Origin of the sequence: Lyngbya sp. CCY1209 (assembly GCF_035615495.1) — a bacterium.
Classification (GTDB): Bacteria; Cyanobacteriota; Cyanobacteriia; order Cyanobacteriales; family Microcoleaceae; genus Limnospira.
In genome coordinates this window covers 1-16,469 of the sequence record NZ_JAJENU010000650.1, presented here as the reverse complement: position 1 = coordinate 16,469, position 16,469 = coordinate 1, and the positions used below count along the sequence as shown (strand labels likewise).

Sequence of the window (16,469 nt, the reverse complement as noted above, 5' to 3'; positions counted from 1 at the left end):
TGCGATACGGTTCGATCCGCCATTATCCCCCCTGATCTCCCCCCTTACAAAGGGGGGGTAGGGGGGGATGGGGACTTCAAGTCAATTAGTGTACCTTAATTGGCTTGAAAAGTGCCGTAAATCCTCCCTGCGCCCTCCGCCCGACCGACATCGTTGGAGGAACGGGAGTCCGATATCAGATCCGGTGATTTGCCCGCAGAACCTTACCCAATCCTCTTGAGAGGATTTTAGCTATTAGCTCGGGAATCAATTCCCGAGCGGTGTGGATATCCAACCGGCTTTTTCCGGGCATTCAATCGGATTTGATAGGAGTTCCCGTTTCCATCAAACGACCATTTTTCAGAGAACGGAACGAAACGAGACAACCATGACCCTTCCTTTACTCAATTATCCCCCCGCCAGCCAAAATCAGCGGGTCGAGGGATTTGAAATACCCGGGGACGAGACTCCCCGGCGATACATCTTCGACGCGGCCCTGTCTGGGTCCGAGATGGACGATGCGATCCGGGCCGCCTACCGGCAAATTTTTAACGAACAGCAGCTTATCGCGGCCCACCGGCAGGCAACGGCGGAGTCCCTGTTGCGGATGCGACAAATTACCATGCGGGACTTCATCCGGCGCCTGTTGCTGTCGGACTCGTTTCGGCGGCTCAATTATGACACCAACAGTAATTATCGGTTCGTCGAATTGTGCATTCAACGGGTGCTGGGGCGATCGGTTTACAACCAGCGCGAAAAGCTGGCTTGGTCGATTGTGTTGGCGACCAAAGGACTCCGGGGCTTCGTGGACGAACTGCTGGGGACGGAAGAGTATTTGAATGTGTTTGGGGACGAGGGGATTCCCTACCAGCGACGGCGCATTTTGCCCGGGCGTGGCACGGGGGAATTGCCCTTTGCCAGGATGGCCCGCTACGATTCGTATCATCTCGACGGGCTCTACCGTTCGGGGCGGTTGCGGCGATCGGACAATGGCGTTGTCGATCGCAGCGCCGGGGTTTACCGCCGCGTCTTATCGCTGGTGCCGACGGCGGCGGCGGCTTTGCTGGTGGCGACGTTGCTGTTCGTGACGTCCCCCCGCTGACGGGATATCAAATAAGAATTCTTGTCATTAAGTGCCAAGTGCGATACGGTGGGGTAGACTATTGAAAAAGAGAGTCAATAGAAGGCGCGATCGCGCGGGGCGATCCGTTTTTCAGATCAAATCCGGTTATTTGACCGAAAAATCTTCCCAATCATCTTCAGATGATTTGAGCTATTAGCTTTGGAATTGATTCCAAAGCGGTCTGGACATCCAACCCGTTTTGTGTTCCGAGCATTCAACCGGATTTGATATCATCCCCGTTTCTCAGGCAATTTTCGGAGTCATCCGGCGGTCACTATCGACAATTATTATTGTCTGATGAGTTGAGTTCGCCCCGGGGATTGCCTGCCTGCCCCGACCCTTTTTCGAGTGACATTTCAATCGTAAAAAATCATGGCAAAAATTGGATTATTCTACGGCTCAACCACCGGCAAAACTGCGGATGCCGCCGAGCAAGTGCGGGCCGCACTCGGAGGAGATTCGGTTGTTGATCTCCACGACATCGGCGACAAGAGCGCGGCCGATTTGGCGGAGTACGACTGCATCATCATCGGGTGTCCGACCTGGAATGTCGGAGATTTGCAAGATGACTGGGATGCCATCATCGACGACTTGGACGAAGTGGACTTCAGCGGCAAAATGGTCGCCTACTTCGGCACCGGCGACCAAGTTGGCTACGCCGACAACTTCCAGGATGCGATGGGTATTTTGGAAGAAAAGATTTCCGGCTTGGGGGGCAAGACGGTGGGTTACTGGCCCGCCGACGGCTACGAGCATACGGACTCGAAGGCGATGCGCGACGGCAAATTTTGCGGTCTGGCCCTCGACGATGACAACGAGTCCGAAAAGACGGAAGAACGCATCCAAACCTGGTGTGATCAGATCAAGTCGGCTTTTGGAATTTGAGTCGCGATCGAATTTTGAGTGTTGCAGACACTTGCTGATGGTCTAAACTTGGGCTGGCGACCCGATCCGGGCGAAAGTCCCGGGTCGCCAGTTTTTATTCTCCCCAGTTGGGTGCGGTTTCCGCCGCCCGCAGCAGGAAGGCGGCGAGATTTTCAATTTGGGATTCGGACATCCAACGTTCTGTCACTTCCCGACACCAGTAGTTGGTATCGCTGCCGTCGTAGCTGACGGGGTGTCTCATGTAGGCGACCAAATTGGAGATATTGTCCCGGGGGGGAGAGGCGCCTTTGAGGTCTTTGAGGGAGAGGGAAACCGTCGGATACTGGGCCGTCCGTCCCCCCGTGTGGCAACTCAGGCAGTTGTTGGCGAACAGATCTTTCCCCTCGGAGAGTTCCGCCGGGGTGAAGGTTTGAGTTTGGCCTTGGCGATCGCGGGCCATTTCCACGGGTTCGTCCGCCAAGTAGCGCAATACGTAGGGATCAGCCGTTTCCGCTTGGGCGGGGAAACTGAAAACCGCCCAGCCGATCCAAGTCAGCATTAAAATAACCAGAGAACGTAAAAAATTATGACGAAACATTTGATTGTGAATGAACTTTTGCAGAGATGCCCCCCCGGCGATCGGGGTCGAGTCCATCTCTTCTCAAAATTTTAGACCTCAGATTTTAGATCTTAGCGGTGACAGCTTGAGAACGGGGCGATCGCAATTCCCCGGACACCCAATCGAGTCCCATCCAAAACCCAAAATCCGAAGTCTAAAATGCCGGTGTCAATCTTTAAAAAAGGGAAAGATTAACGGAGGTATTTACCGCCACCCCACTGTTCGCCCCGAACTTTGGGTTGCAACAAGATATAACCCGCCACATCATACAGGTCATCTTCCGTGATATTTCTCATCTCCGGATAAATGTCCGCACTCTTCAAGCTCGGATGGAATTCAGAGATCTCGATGAAACCATCGTAGGTGGTCGGTTTTTTTAAATAATCAACCATTGCCTCAATGTTATCCCGAGGCGGGGTCGCGAAGGCGAGGGATTCGGGACTCAAGTTGACATCGGGGTTCGTTTTCGTCATCCCCAAAGCATGGCACTGGGCGCAGGTGTCATTGAACACCTTTTGGCCTTTCTTGATTTCCTTTAAACTCAAGACCACCGTATCCCCCTCGGCGTTGAGTGGCAGCGTTCTCGTTTCTGGGCTCAAGTCCAAAGCATTTGCATTTCCCACCCACATCTGGAAGGTGAAAAATACGGTGGCGACGGCCAACCAAATGTACCTTTTTAGCATGGTTCTCCTTAACTTTTAGATGGTTATAGAACGCACGATGGGAAGCGCTCAATCCGCGACGATGAGCAGTTGAAGTCCCCGTTTTCGGCGCTCCCCTCTCAGAACTCGTTTGATCAATCGTCCCGTTGGACACTTCTGGAGTCCGAAGGCGAGGGGATTCTTCCTTCATCGAAAATACCTGATGTCGAATGGGGAACCAGCCCGAACCTCCCCTCAGATCGCCCACCGCCAAACGGTGCGACGGCCGAGTTCGAGGCCATCCGACGCCAGAGGTATCTTCTCCAGAAGCGTACTTTTAGACTGTTCCGACGTACCGAGCCGTACAGTTTCGGGGTTTAAATGATTAACTTTTCTGGGTTCGGAACTCGCCGGTATCCTCGGATTTTTAAAAGAGGTTTTTCATTCCTCTGCCACTAACATCACGCTCACCGATATTGGTGTGTGGTAGGGTATCCATTCAGGACGGGAGTTGATCCTCACAGGCAAGATGCCTGTGCTACGGTTCACTTACAGGCAAGATGCCTGTGCTACCGTTCTAGACTGACTTTTGGATAGTACCAGAGAACGTGACATCTGAAAAGAGTTGAAATCGGCTCGGGAGGCTCCCGAAAGCCGATCGATTCTGTCCGGGTCGGGGGTGGGACGATCGCCGCCCCGGGCCCCCCACAGTCCGAGCCGCGGGTGTTATTCTGACCCTCCGGAATCCCCCGCGCCCGAACGGGCCTCGACGGCCGACAGGATGGCCTTGACATCTTCGAGAGCCAGTCGGGTTTGGGGGTGTTGGTAGGCAATTCCGAGGCGATCGCACAGGGCCATCACTTCGGAAACGGGGAGGTCGCAGTCCTCGGCAATTTCGGCGACGGACAGATCGGCAAAACCCATAGAAATTGATAAAAATGGGGGTCGATCCCCAATTATAGGCAGGACCGCGATCGCTGCAAACCGGGGCTACCGGTGCTGGGTTTCCTCCGCGCTGTTGACGTGGTGGGTGAGGGACTTGGACTCCGGCAGGGTGACGAAGGGCCGCTGGGGCGGCTGGGGGGGGCGGTGCAGGCGGATCAGTTGGGCGAGGGTCTTTTTCAACTGCGTCCGGGGAACGATCGCGTCGATGAAACCGTGGGCCATCAAATATTCGGAGGTCTGGAAGTCGTCGGGGAGCTTTTCCCGCAGGGTCTGCTCGATCACCCGCCGGCCGGCAAACCCGATAGTCGCCCCGGGTTCGGCCAGGATAATGTCGCCGAGCATGGCGAAGCTGGCCGTGACGCCCCCCGTGGTGGGGTGGGTGAGGACGGGGATGTAAAGCAACTTGTGCTCCCGGTGTCGCTCCAGGGCACCGGAAATTTTGGCCATTTGCATCAGGCTCAACATCCCCTCCTGCATCCGGGCGCCGCCCGAGGAACAGACGATGAGGACGGGATACCCCTCCCGGGTGCCGCGTTCGATCAGGCGGGTGAGTTTTTCCCCCACCACCGAACCCATGCTGCCCCCCATGAACCGGAAATCCATCACCCCCAGGGCGACGGGTTCCCCGTGCAGCAAACCGATCCCGGTCTGTACGGCGTCGAGTTGGCCGGTTTTTTCGCGGTATTCCCGCAGGCGGTCGCCGTAGGGCTTGCGATCGCGGAAGTTGAGGGGATCGACCGAACACAGGTCCGCCGCGACCGGCCGCCAGGTGTTCTCGTCGATGAGCTGTGCGATGCGATCGTCGCTGTAGACCTGCATATGATAGTCGCATTCGAGACAAACCATCTGGTTCGCCTGGAGATCTTTGGTATAAGTCAACGCACCGCACCGTTCGCACTTGACCCACAGGCCATCGGCGATTTCTCGCTCTTGGCGATCGGGGCTGATGGGAACGGATTTTCGTCGATTTGCAAACCAATCGAATAGAGACATTAATTAAAAGCTGTTTTGATGTGTGAATGGGTTTTGAACCGGGTGACGGGAAGCGGGATCGGGCATTGGGACCCGATGGAACCGTCCCGAGGTGTCGCCGTGTCAATCCGCTGACTCTTGCTCTTCTTCAATGGGACTCAGCAGCAGCAGTGCCGTCCACTGATGTTCCGAGCGGACCTGCAATGCCGCCGGACTCCCCATTCCCATGTATGATCCGGCTCCCAAGTGAATCACCCGGGCCGGGATATCATGGGCGGCTAGGACTTGCTGCATCAACTCGGCTTCCCAGCGCATCGCAGTAGTTTTTAGTGTGATCCAAGACACGATCCGATCCAAGCGACTCAGACGGCGGGGAAAAACAAGGTCATGTAAGTTGAAAGTATTGTCTCACCCCAGAGGGCCGTCACACCAGCACCGATCGCCAAAAAAGGCCCGAAAGGCATGGGTTGACGGCGGTTCAAAATCCCCAGAGCGATCGCGCCTCCCCCGACGAAGGCCCCCAGAGCACAGGCAATGAACCCGGCGACGAGCAGGAGTTTCCACCCTAACCACGCTCCCATCAGAGCTGCCAGTTTACCATCTCCGGCGCCCATTGCCGCCTGTCCGAAAGCGATCGATCCCACAAAGGCGATGGTTTCAAACAGCCACAACCCTACCACCGCCCCCAAAATTCCCACCATTAACTGTTGGGCTAATTCCCCCGCCTGCCACCCCCGCAACCCCTGATAACACAGCCCGACAACCAGGCCCGATTGTGTCAGCGGGTTGGGAAGGGTAAACGTATCCACATCGATGAGAGACAAAGCCAGCAGCCAAGCAAATAACGCCCAAGTCCCCAACAGTTCGACCACGCTACCCGATCCGGTCAAAAATATCAACAAAAATAATAGCCCCGTCGCCCCCTCTACCAGGGGATAGCGACTTGAAATTGGGGCCCGGCAGTGGCGACACCGCCCCCGCAACCACAGCCAGCCGAACACCGGCACATTTTCTGTTATCCCCAACCGGGTGTGGCAGTGCGGACACCGGGAGGGCGGACGCAGCACCGACAGCCCCGCCGGAACCCGATACACGATCACGTTCAGGAAGCTGCCCACGGACGCACCCAAGGCAAACACGATCAAAAACGCCGGTAAATCAGCTAAAATATCCATTTTTTAAAGAAGCGGAGGGGCAGGGGGGCACAGGAGGCGGAGGGGCTCAGGAGGCGGAGGAGGGGGAAGAGGCGGAGGAGGGGGAGGGAAAGTTGATGCATCATCGTCACGACTCCCGACTCCCTAATACCGACTCCCTATTCCCCACACCCCACCGAGCACACCCCACACCCCAATTAATGCAGTTCCGATTCGATCTGCTCGAAGGGAATAAACCGTTCTCCGGGAAGCAAAATCGGTTTGGCGGAGAAAATCAGCAAACCGCGATAGCTGCGGGAATGGACCGCCACTCCGAAGGGACGCCGCATCCGTCGGGCGTGGACTTCCAGATAGGCATGATAAATTTGTCGGGCGACCCGAAGCAAGTGGGGATCGGGCAAGTCCGGGGATTTCTGTGGGGCGATCGCATATTCTAACGCTGACTTTGGGGCGTAAACCACAAAATTGATTCCCGAGGGTGAGCGAACGGAGTCGGAGCGTTCGGTTGATCGATAGGATTAACAGTAGCTCAGGAACGCCCCGGCTTCAAGGGGCGGCGGAACAAATTGTTTCGTTGTCTGTTCCCTGAATTTGGGTACAATTGCTCCAGATTAACTCCATTCCCACATCTCCCCCATTGAAAATCTTATGACCGCACCTACCCTCCTCGCCCTGGACTTCGATGGCGTCGTCTGCGACGGCTTGATCGAGTATTTTCAGACGGCTTGGCGAACCTATTTGGAAATTTGGTCGCCCCCGGACGCCACGCCGCCGGAAGATTTGCCCCCCAAATTCTACCAGACCCGCCCGGTGATCGAGACGGGGTGGGAAATGCCGCTGTTGGTGAAGGCGTTAATTTTGGGGGTGTCGGAGGCTGAAATTTTGGAAAATTGGCACGAAATCCGCGATCGCTTGGTGGAAAAAGAAGATTTGCAGCCCCAAGAACTCGGCCCCAGGCTCGATCGCGTCCGGGACGATTGGATCTCGGCGGATTTGGAGGGGTGGCTGGGGTTGCACCGATTTTATCCGGGGGTGTGCGATCGCATTCGAGATATTCTGGATGGGGGGAAAGTCGAACTGCGGATTATCACCACCAAGGAAGAACGGTTCGTGCGATCGCTCCTGGAAAAACAGGGAATTCACCTCCCCTCGGGGACGATATTTGGCAAGGGACACAAGCAACCCAAACACCAAACCCTGCGGGATCTGTTGGCAATGTCCGAACCGAGTCCGACGATCGGGTTTGTCGAGGATCGACTCAAAACCCTATTATCGGTACAGCGTCAACCCGATCTCGATGCAGTGCAACTGTTCTTAGCTGACTGGGGCTACAATACGGAAGCAGAACGGGCGTCCGTTGCGGAACATCCGCCAATCCGGTTGCTGTCCCTCCCCGCATTCGCCCGGGACTTTTCGGAGTGGTAATATTCACCTTTTCCGTTGTTGGGCTTTAGCCCCCCATGCTGCCGGCTTCAGAAAATTATAATTCGGTTTAATATTCCCAAATTGAGTATCCATGAAACTTAAATTACAGCAAATTTTTGAAACCCATAAAATTACCCCTCGCGGGATCATATATGTCGGAGCAGGGGAAGGGCGATCGCTCAAACGTTTTGCCAGTTTTAATAATCCCAAAATGCTGCTCGTCGAAGCCCATCCAGAAACCTGCGAGCGTCTGGAGATGAATGCGGAAAGACAGGCGAATATTTTGACAGTTAATCGTGCGATCGCTGACCAAAATAGTACCGCCACCCTGCACGTCACCAACCTCGAATCCAACAGTTCGATTCTCCCCCTAAACGGATATAAAAATCTTTATCCCAATCTCAAAGAAACCGAACAAATCACCGTCGAAACCCGCACCCTCGACACCCTCCTCGGCGAACTCAACCTCCGTCCCGAAGACTTCAACTGTTTGTATCTCGACATCCAAGGCGCCGAACTCCTCGCCCTCACCGGAGCCTCCGAACTCCTCAAAAACCTGGATGCAATTTACACCACTACCAGTCACAAAGAGCTATTTGAAGGGGGAGCAACTGTCGAGCAAGTGGACGCATTTTTAGCGGAGCATTATTTCACCCCCGTCGCTCACGCCACCCCTTACCACCCCGAGCGATGCGAAGTTCTCTACATTCGCAATAATCTAATCAATCGCTCCGCCATTCCCGCCGAAGTCGCGGAAACCATCCGCACGGAACCCGAGCCGGAACCGGAACCCACAGAACTCGAAAAATCCGCAGCTCAACAGGAACAACTGCGATCGCAATTACATCAAACTCAGGAAGAGTTAGAAAAATCACAATCTGAATTGAAAGAGACTCGGGACAAATTGGAGCGATCGCAATCCGAGTCACAACAAAATAAAAAGGAGTTGGAGCAGTTTCAATCGCAACTCCAACAAGCTCGGGAAGAATCAAAAAAACTTGAATCATCTCACGCTCAACTGAAACAAGCTCAGGAAGAGTTGGAAGAATTGCAAGCTCAACGGGATCAAATCTTGGCAGAGCTTGAACGATCTCACCTTCAACTCAAACAGAATCAGAAGGAATTGGAACAATCCCAGTCGGAACGGGAACAACTGCGATCGCAATTACAGCAGAATCAGAAGGAACTGGAACAATCCCAGTCGGAACGGGAACAACTGCGATCGCAATTACAGCAGAATCAAAAGGAATTGGAACAATCCCAGTCGGAACGGGAACAACTGCGATCGCAATTACAGCAGAATCAGAAGGAATTGGAACAATCCCAGTCGGAACGGGAACAACTGCGATCGCAATTACAGCAAAATCAGAAGGAATTGGAACAATCCCAGTCGGAACTGCAACAGAATCAGAAGGAATTGGAACAATCCCAGTCTCAACTGAAACAATCTCAAGAACAGCTCAAAACGGCTCAAACACAACAGCAAGAAACTCAAAAGGAACTCGATAAAAGTCGTTCCGAGCTGCACGATACTCGGGAAGAATTGGAGATGGCAAACTTCCAACTGGATGAAGTGCAGGTGGAACTCGAACAGGCGACGGCTCAGTTGTACAAAAACAAAGAGGAATTGGAACAGTATCAATCTCAAATCCAGCAACTACAAGAGGAACTCAAACAGAATCCAGCCCTGCCATCAGCATCCAATTCAAATAATGCCGCTCACGTCAAAATGTTGGCTAAAATTCTTTCTGAAACAATTCAGGATTAAATCCAAGTTGGTGGGTGTCGAGGCAATGTTCTCAGAGTTACATGAATCCTAAAGTGAATAAAGTGCGATCGCTCTCAATTTTTGACTATATAAAACCGACGCTAAAAATAACGATTTTTGCGGTTCCAAAATCGTTTTTCGGTTCCGTCGGCATGATTCAGCGGAATGCGATCGCCAGTTGGACTCGATTAAAACCCAAACCCGAAATTATCTTATTGGGAAACGATGCAGGAGTTGGGGAAATTGCCCGAGAATTTAATCTCAAACATATCCCTGATGTCAAAGTCAACCAACGGGGGACACCTTTACTGAATGATATTTTTGCCCGAGTCCACCATCACGCTTCTTATCCGATTCTCACTTATGTCAATTCAGATATTATTCTGACGGGCGATTTTCTGCCGACGGTTCAGCAGGTTGTCGCCCAAAATCCCCAATTTTTGATGGTGGGACGACGTTGGAATTTGGATATTTTTGAACGGATTAATTATAATCATCAAGACTGGGAAAAAAAGTTACGCGATCGCATCCAGAAGGCTGGAATTTTCAGCGGCGTGGGTGCTTTGGATTACTTCGTATTTCCGAAACCTCTGTTTCGCCTACTTCCCGAATTTGCGATCGGTCGTCCGGGGTGGGATAACTGGATGGTGGGGGAAGCTCTCAAACGTGGCTATCCGGTGATTAATGCCAGCCAAACCATTACTATTATTCACCAAAATCACGATTACGGACATCTTCCGGGCAACCGACTCGAAGCATTTCACGGAACGGAAGCCCAGCAAAATCAAACCCTATTGCGGGGGCATTTTGCCGGGAGTAGTGCCGATGCGACCCATTATTTAATACCGGCGGCGGTGGCTGAAAATCCCCGAGTTAGTGTTATTATTTGTACTCACAATCAAGCCGAAAGTTTATCTCGTGCGATCGCCAGCATTTTAAATCAAAATTACGACGACATAGAAATTATTGTCAGCGATCGCAATTCCACCGACAAGACTCCAGAACTGATCAAATCTTATCATAATTCCGTCCGATACATCCGCCAAAGCAACGCCGACATCATATCCGCCAGAAATCAAGGGTTAGAAATTGCTCGGGGAGAATTTGTACTATTTATAGATGCAGATTCTATTTTATTACCCAATAGCCTGTCTCGACAAGTTGACTGTTTTGAAAGGCGGGCGGGTTCCCTTGAAATGGTATTTTCGGGTTGGAAAACTGGCGATTCAGAAGTCCAACCGTGGCACGCTCTGATCCCCATTTTAACAGGTCGGGAAGGTTTGCACGGCGTTCATATCTGGATGTTGCCGAACCTGTGGCGACTGATTCAAACCGGGGCGATTCTATTCCGGCGTTCCTGGGTTCAACGGTGGGGAGGATTTGATTCTCGCCTCTCTCCCCACGCGGCAACTTTGGATTTATTGCTCAATTTATCCTCTCGCGGGGCGGCGGGAATTTGTTTGGAAAATATCACCCTAGATTGTACCGGTAATAATGTCGAATGGGGTGCGATCGCAAAACTATCTACGGAAGCAAATCAACTGATAGATCATTACTTTTCTCGCCCCACCCTGCGGGATTGGATGCGTCCCCTAGAATCCCTCGCCCGCTATCAAGTGTCGGTGTGGCTGGCTTGTTTGGCGTATCATACCGGAGAGGGCGATCGGATGCGTCAATTGCTCGAAAAATCCCGAAATTACAGCCCTTACAGCCCCCAAGAAACGATCAATAATTTCCGGGAACGGTTTATCAATATTTCCAGAGAATATGGCTATTCTTTCGACATCCAAAGTTGGCAAAATTTGGGGATAACCGAAGACATGATAACTCAATCAAAAGTCAGTCATGCTAAAATTTATTGATGTTAGGTTTCACACGAAAAAATGTCTATTTTAATAATACCGATGACTGACACTTTATCTCCACCACTGATATCAGAACCGATTTTTTGACCGCAAAACCTCCCCAATCATCGACCGATGATTTTTGCTGGTAGGGGCCCCTGGCTTGCGCCCTCGGGAGTGGCTTGCAATTTATCGGCAATCCCAAACAACCAACTTTGACAGTCTGCCAGTTGGTGGATGGTATTGATCAACAGCAGCAATATCGCTTGGGAGAGCCGATCGCTTCTTATCTGTTCCCGAATTTACAACTGAGACTCGACGATATTATGCCCATTTGAATTGGGGTTTTCATTCCGAATCATCGCCTCTCCCAAATTGCGATAATACCACAGGTGAATCGGTTCTCCCCGCAGTTCCATCGCCTTTTGATAATGAGCGATCGCCTCTTTCGTTTGACCCTCGCGATGCAAAAGTTGTCCCAACTCCTGATGGATGTCAGGATTGTTGGGACTGTCTCGGAGCAAATTCCGATAGTGAGAAATGGGGTCGGTTTTATTGGCTAACTTTTTTTTTTGCGATCGCCTGTTTTAAAGCATCGTAACCCTCCTCAAATTCCGGGTCGATCGTAATCGATCGCTGATAGTGGGCGATCGCCTCATCCAACCGCCCCTCCTGAACCAAGGCTTCCCCGATGTGGTATTGAACGTGGGGGGAGTGAGGGTTGAGTTGAGCGGCAATTTGATAGGCTGCGATCGCATCCTGCCACCGGCTAACAGTTGCCAGGGTGTAACCCAACTGATGAAAAGCGACAGCCGACTGAGGGTTGAGAGAGGAAGCCTTTCGGAACGCTGCGATCGCTTCTTCCACCTGTCCTTTACTTCTGAGAAACTGTCCGAAATTTTGATAGGACTCGAAGGAATTGGGATCGAAATCGTTGCTTTGTTGATAGGTCGCGATCGCGTCTTCGAGGCGACGCTGTTTATCCTGAACTTGTTGTAGGTGAGTTTCAATCTCGATCGCATTTTCCGGATGCAAATCCAACGCTTTGCGATCAATTGCGATCGCCTCTTCCCACTGATAAATGTGAGCCAGAGCTTGTCCGAGATCAAAATAGACGGGAGCCGATGTGGGATGCAATTCAGAAGCCCGCCGGAACGCCGCGATCGCCTCTTCCCAGCGTTCGGATTTTGCCAACGCTTGCCCGAATTGATGGTACAAAAGAGCGGAGTTAGAATCGAGTTCGATCGCTTTTTGAAACGCCTCGACTGCCGCTTCCCATCGATTTAAGTAGGTTAGAATTTTTCCCAACTCCTGAAAAATCTCTGCCGAATTGGGGTTCAATTCGCCGGCCCGCTGATAACTCTCGATCGCTTCCTGCCACTGCTGGGTTTTGGTTAAAGTCCTCCCCAACTGTTCGTGGGCTTCCGCCGCATCGGGATTGATGCTACAAGTCCGACGGTAAAGGATTGCGAGTTCATCCCAGCGTTCCTGTTGTTCTAAAATCATTTGCAACTGTCGCAGGGCTTCCGCCAAATTGGGGTCGAGTTCGTAAGCCCGACGATAGCAGGCGATCGCATCTTCGACTTGGCCCGAGTGTTCCAAACTGCGACCCAAACTCAGGTGACAATCGGGCCAGTAAGGATTCAATTCGAGAGCCCGACGGTAAGCCGAAACGGCCTCGTCCGTCTGCTGCTGTTGCTCAAAAGCCAGCCCCAAATTGTGATACAGTTCCGCATCGTCGGATTTTAACTCGATTCCCTTTTGAAACAGGGCGATCGCTTCCTCCCGATTCGCCCCTTTCATGAGAACCGAACCCAAATTGTTGTAGAATTCGTAAAAATTCGGATATAATTCGATCGCTTTCCGGAAACAGGCGACCGCCTCATTGAGGTGGCCCTGACGGTCGAGGAGGGTCCCCAAACGGTCGTAAGACCAGGCAGAAGTCGGATTGAGTTCGGCCGCTTGCCGGTAGGCCGCGATCGCCTCATCCAACCGCCCCCGCTGGGATAGGGCCTCTCCGAGGTTGTGGTAAAACCAAGCCGATTTGGGATTTTCCGCGATCGCCTGATTGTAAGTCGCGATCGCCTCCTCAAATTGACCGTTTCGTAGCAATTGGTTAGCCGTGTCGAAAGAACTGACGCTCATGTTTTTTTCGATTGTATTTTGCATTCAAGAAGTTGAGACAGGGGGAGATTCTCGGGTAGAATAGAGGGATGGCTGCGATCGGAAAGGAGACAACGGATCTTGAAGTCTCCAGACGGATTCCATCCCGTCGGATGTTCCCATCGCCTTCGGTAAAGGTCGAAACTCTCCCCCAATTTTACAGGCATTATGGACTTCGATCGCAAAAAATTAAACCAGATCGACTCGGAGTTGGAGCGATCGCAATCTTGGCTGCAACAAATGGAAGCCCAAATGCAGGGCTTGAGTGTCCCCGTCGTCGCTTCCCCATCCGATGATTTACCCCGCAAATCCGTCCTATTTTATCGAGATTACGGCGGCTTGACCGGAGGGCATTTAAAAGTTTGGGACTATTTCAATCACGTCCTCCACTCGGAAAGCTACCAACCGCAGATTTATTTTTCGCCCCAGAGTGCGATCAAGGCCGATAATCCCTGGTTTAATACCCAAAAAGACCTGATATTATCCGAACCTCTATCCCGGCCAGACATTATTTTTATGGAAGGTTTGGACTGGTTATTATTGGATGAAACCCGACGCCAAAATTCACCCGTCCCGATTATCAACCTCATCCAACACGTCCGCCACGCCTACCCCGACAACCCCCGCTATCCCTTTCTCCGCCACAAAGCCATCCGCATCTGCGTCAGTCCGGAAGTGGGAACTTACCTGGCTAAATCTCGTCAGGTCAACGGTCCGGTGTTTGTCATCCCCAACGGCCTGGACCGACACGGCTTCCCCGAACCCGCCCCGGATTCGGAGCGAGATGTGGAAATTTTGATTGCTGCCCTCAAGGAACCCCAACTGGGGGAACAACTGCGACAACGGCTGCAAGCGATGGGGTATGGGGTTCAACTGCTACAATCTCAATTGCCGCGATCGGATTATCTAAAGTACCTCAACCGTGCTAAAATCACCGTGTTCCTACCCAACCGACCGGAGGGAGAGGGATTTTATCTGCCCGCCCTGGAAGGAATGGCCTTGGGAACCCTGACGATCTGTCCGGATTGTATCGGAAATCGGTCGTTTTGCCTGCCCGGTTACAATTGTCTCCGTCCGGAGTATACTGTGGAAGGGATATTAAATGCCGTTTTTGAGGCGCTCCAATTTCCTCCCGTGCGGAGTCAGTTGATGCGGACCGCCGCCAGCCAAACCGCCACCGAACACAGTTTAAATAAAGAGCGGACTGCTTTTTTAGAAATTTTAAATAATATTCAGACTTTATGGTAAACTGACTACAATCCTAAACTTAAACCTATACATACAGACTCGGACACAATCAAATCGCAACTTTTTGCAATGCAGAACTTAAAGAGTGACCAAAAAGTTTTAATTATTACCGGAATGCATCGTTCCGGAACGTCCCTAGTGGCATCGCTGCTCCAAAGTGCGGGATTGCATATCGGGCGGCGGTTGATGCCGTCAACAGAATTCAATCCTAAAGGTTATTTTGAAAATCTCGACTTTTTTGAGTTTCACCTCGACGTTTTGCGATCGCAGGGAGTGAATATCGATGGTTGGACCTTGCAAGAAACCATTGAAGTTCCCGATGAATTACTCGAAAAAGCAAACCAAATTGTCGAACAAAATTCAGTCAGTCAGATTTGGGGATGGAAAGAACCTCGGACGACACTCCTATTAAACTTTTGGGCCGACTTGCTGCCCGAATCAAAGTTTTTATTGATTTACCGTTCTCCTTGGGAAGTGATTGATTCCCTCTATCGACGCGGAGACGAAATTTTTCAAGAGCAGCCAGATCTTGCGGTCAAATATTGGTTATTTTATAATCAAAAAGTTTTGGAATTCTATAATCAACATACAGATCGCTGTGTGCTGGCAAATCTCCAAACCATTGTCGGTCATCAAACGGCATATATAGAAAAAATTAATCATCAATTCAAAACCGATTTGAGCCATCCCTCACCGGCAATTTACGAGCCATCTCTCATCCAAAGCAATCTCTCTCAAGATGGGCACCGTCCGAGTCTGATCGATCATTATTTCCCCGAAGCGATCGAAATGTATCAGGAACTCGAAGGGCGAGGATGGCATCCGGAGAAAACGCCCGATCTGTCCTGGAACGATCGGATCAAGTCTTCCCCCTACTCCGTTTGGGCTTTTCGCGACTGGGCCCATTCTCGTCGAGTAGAAGCCGAAAACAAATCTTTAAAAGCAGAACTGGAACAAAGTCCGAGCCGGGATGAACTCGAACAAACCCAGTCTCAGCTTCAGAAAGCAGAATCGCTGGTGGAGCAGTTCCGGACTCAGTTGCATGAGACGGAAGAAGTGCTGGAAAAATCGCAAGCTCAGTTACAGAAAACCGAGTCAATTTTAAAGGAATCCCACAGTCAACTGCATCAAAAAACGACCGAGTTAACTGAAGTGCGATCGCAGTTACAATCCCAGTTAAATTTAACCCAGCAAGATCTAGAACAAGCCAAATCCCAACTCAGCCAAACTCAGTGGGACGTGATGCGTTATCAGTCCCAGTTGCATTCGACGCAAGAAGAGTTGGAACTCTCAGATCTGCAAAATAAAGAACTTGTAGCCCATCAAAACAAATTACAGTCTCAGCTTAACCAAACTGAATCCCAGATCCTCAAAAGTGAGATGATATTAAGCCAATTAAGGCTACAACTAAAACAAGCACAAAAAACAGAAGCTAGGACGATAGCTCAACTACATTACACCCAAGGAGAACTAGAGAAATCTCAATCTAAACAGCATCAGTATCTGGCGACATTGGGACGACTCGAGCCGCAACTGGAGACAACTGAGATCCAACTGAGCCAGTCTATGGTTAAATTAAATCAGAGTCAGAAAAACCAGGCAAGATTGCAAGTTCAACTTCACCAAATCCAAGGGGAGTTGGAGCAATCCCAAACTCAGTTGCAACAAACCCGAGGGGAGTTGGAAACCTCCCAAACTCAGTTGCAACAAACCCGAGGGGAGTT

At 51.5% G+C, this 16,469-nt stretch carries 16 protein-coding genes; 7 read left to right on the top strand and 9 right to left on the bottom strand.

The genetic code is table 11. The features are described 5' to 3' along the window. Window positions 1-367 precede the first annotated feature (367 nt). Window positions 368-1,081, top strand: a complete 714-nt coding sequence (locus tag LKE08_RS26690) for a phycobilisome rod-core linker polypeptide (protein WP_324707333.1) — start codon at window positions 368-370, stop codon at window positions 1,079-1,081. Between the two features lie 393 nt (window positions 1,082-1,474). Next, window positions 1,475-1,987: a flavodoxin FldA gene (gene fldA, locus LKE08_RS26685; RefSeq protein ID WP_324707332.1), complete on the top strand. Its 513-nt coding sequence runs from the start codon at window positions 1,475-1,477 to the stop codon at window positions 1,985-1,987. 94 nt (window positions 1,988-2,081) lie between these two features. Here the strand turns inward: fldA and psbV2 are convergent, their stop codons facing one another. From psbV2 to LKE08_RS26650, 7 genes are all read right to left on the bottom strand, one after another. After that, entirely contained in the window at window positions 2,082-2,564 is a 483-nt protein-coding gene (gene psbV2, locus LKE08_RS26680) for a photosystem II cytochrome PsbV2 (protein WP_324707334.1), read from the bottom strand. 212 nt (window positions 2,565-2,776) lie between these two features. Further along, window positions 2,777-3,268 (bottom strand): photosystem II cytochrome c-550, encoded by a 492-nt coding sequence (psbV, locus tag LKE08_RS26675; RefSeq protein ID WP_324707331.1) that lies wholly within the window; start codon window positions 3,266-3,268, stop codon window positions 2,777-2,779. A 684-nt stretch (window positions 3,269-3,952) separates the two neighbouring features. Continuing rightward, on the bottom strand, window positions 3,953-4,150 hold the full coding sequence (locus LKE08_RS26670) for a translation initiation factor IF-2 (protein ID WP_324707330.1): 198 nt from the start codon (window positions 4,148-4,150) through the stop codon (window positions 3,953-3,955). Window positions 4,151-4,216: 66 nt separating this feature from the next. Beyond that, window positions 4,217-5,164 carry an acetyl-CoA carboxylase, carboxyltransferase subunit beta gene (gene accD / locus LKE08_RS26665; protein ID WP_324707329.1) on the bottom strand — a complete coding sequence of 316 codons (948 nt, stop codon included), beginning with the start codon at window positions 5,162-5,164 and terminating at the stop codon, window positions 4,217-4,219. 102 nt (window positions 5,165-5,266) lie between these two features. After that, window positions 5,267-5,488 carry a hypothetical protein gene (locus LKE08_RS26660; RefSeq protein WP_324707328.1) on the bottom strand — a complete coding sequence of 74 codons (222 nt, stop codon included), beginning with the start codon at window positions 5,486-5,488 and terminating at the stop codon, window positions 5,267-5,269. A gap of 17 nt (window positions 5,489-5,505) precedes the next feature. Continuing rightward, window positions 5,506-6,318: an A24 family peptidase gene (locus LKE08_RS26655; protein WP_324707327.1), complete on the bottom strand. Its 813-nt coding sequence runs from the start codon at window positions 6,316-6,318 to the stop codon at window positions 5,506-5,508. 176 nt (window positions 6,319-6,494) lie between these two features. Beyond that, complete coding sequence (locus LKE08_RS26650; RefSeq protein ID WP_324707326.1) at window positions 6,495-6,758, bottom strand: hypothetical protein; 264 nt, start codon at window positions 6,756-6,758, stop codon at window positions 6,495-6,497. 187 nt (window positions 6,759-6,945) lie between these two features. On the opposite strand from LKE08_RS26650, the gene LKE08_RS26645 reads away from it, so the two are divergent. From LKE08_RS26645 to LKE08_RS26635, 3 genes are all read left to right on the top strand, one after another. Beyond that, window positions 6,946-7,722, top strand: coding sequence for an HAD family hydrolase (locus LKE08_RS26645; protein ID WP_324707325.1), 777 nt, complete (start codon window positions 6,946-6,948; stop codon window positions 7,720-7,722). A 91-nt stretch (window positions 7,723-7,813) separates the two neighbouring features. After that, complete coding sequence (locus tag LKE08_RS26640) at window positions 7,814-9,490, top strand: FkbM family methyltransferase (RefSeq protein ID WP_324707324.1); 1,677 nt, start codon at window positions 7,814-7,816, stop codon at window positions 9,488-9,490. A 41-nt stretch (window positions 9,491-9,531) separates the two neighbouring features. Continuing rightward, entirely contained in the window at window positions 9,532-11,352 is a 1,821-nt protein-coding gene (locus LKE08_RS26635) for a glycosyltransferase family A protein (protein ID WP_324707323.1), read from the top strand. A gap of 284 nt (window positions 11,353-11,636) precedes the next feature. On the opposite strand, the gene LKE08_RS26630 is transcribed toward LKE08_RS26635, so the two are convergent. Next, window positions 11,637-11,858, bottom strand: a complete 222-nt coding sequence (locus LKE08_RS26630) for a tetratricopeptide repeat protein (RefSeq protein ID WP_324707322.1) — start codon at window positions 11,856-11,858, stop codon at window positions 11,637-11,639. A gap of 28 nt (window positions 11,859-11,886) precedes the next feature. Then, window positions 11,887-13,479, bottom strand: a complete 1,593-nt coding sequence (locus LKE08_RS26625; RefSeq protein ID WP_324707321.1) for a tetratricopeptide repeat protein — start codon at window positions 13,477-13,479, stop codon at window positions 11,887-11,889. Between the two features lie 186 nt (window positions 13,480-13,665). Here LKE08_RS26625 and LKE08_RS26620 point away from each other — a divergent pair, with 186 nt between their 5' ends. Both LKE08_RS26620 and LKE08_RS26615 read left to right on the top strand, forming a co-directional pair. Next, window positions 13,666-14,745, top strand: coding sequence for a glycosyltransferase family 1 protein (locus LKE08_RS26620; protein WP_324707320.1), 1,080 nt, complete (start codon window positions 13,666-13,668; stop codon window positions 14,743-14,745). A gap of 69 nt (window positions 14,746-14,814) precedes the next feature. Then, window positions 14,815-16,469 (top strand): sulfotransferase (locus LKE08_RS26615; protein WP_324707319.1); only part of this gene is annotated, 1,655 nt, incomplete at its 3' end.

What these genes read in the sequence shown, in the direction of transcription:
- LKE08_RS26690 (WP_324707333.1), top strand. Translation starts at nt 368, where the DNA reads ATGACCCTTCCTTTACTCAATTATCCCCCCGCCAGCCAAAATCAGCGG.
- fldA (WP_324707332.1), top strand. Translation starts at nt 1,475, where the DNA reads ATGGCAAAAATTGGATTATTCTACGGCTCAACCACCGGCAAAACTGCG.
- psbV2 (WP_324707334.1), bottom strand. Translation starts at nt 2,564, where the DNA reads ATGTTTCGTCATAATTTTTTACGTTCTCTGGTTATTTTAATGCTGACT.
- psbV (WP_324707331.1), bottom strand. Translation starts at nt 3,268, where the DNA reads ATGCTAAAAAGGTACATTTGGTTGGCCGTCGCCACCGTATTTTTCACC.
- LKE08_RS26670 (WP_324707330.1), bottom strand. Translation starts at nt 4,150, where the DNA reads ATGGGTTTTGCCGATCTGTCCGTCGCCGAAATTGCCGAGGACTGCGAC.
- accD (WP_324707329.1), bottom strand. Translation starts at nt 5,164, where the DNA reads ATGTCTCTATTCGATTGGTTTGCAAATCGACGAAAATCCGTTCCCATC.
- LKE08_RS26655 (WP_324707327.1), bottom strand. Translation starts at nt 6,318, where the DNA reads ATGGATATTTTAGCTGATTTACCGGCGTTTTTGATCGTGTTTGCCTTG.
- LKE08_RS26645 (WP_324707325.1), top strand. Translation starts at nt 6,946, where the DNA reads ATGACCGCACCTACCCTCCTCGCCCTGGACTTCGATGGCGTCGTCTGC.
- LKE08_RS26640 (WP_324707324.1), top strand. Translation starts at nt 7,814, where the DNA reads ATGAAACTTAAATTACAGCAAATTTTTGAAACCCATAAAATTACCCCT.
- LKE08_RS26635 (WP_324707323.1), top strand. Translation starts at nt 9,532, where the DNA reads ATGAATCCTAAAGTGAATAAAGTGCGATCGCTCTCAATTTTTGACTAT.
- LKE08_RS26625 (WP_324707321.1), bottom strand. Translation starts at nt 13,479, where the DNA reads ATGAGCGTCAGTTCTTTCGACACGGCTAACCAATTGCTACGAAACGGT.
- LKE08_RS26620 (WP_324707320.1), top strand. Translation starts at nt 13,666, where the DNA reads ATGGACTTCGATCGCAAAAAATTAAACCAGATCGACTCGGAGTTGGAG.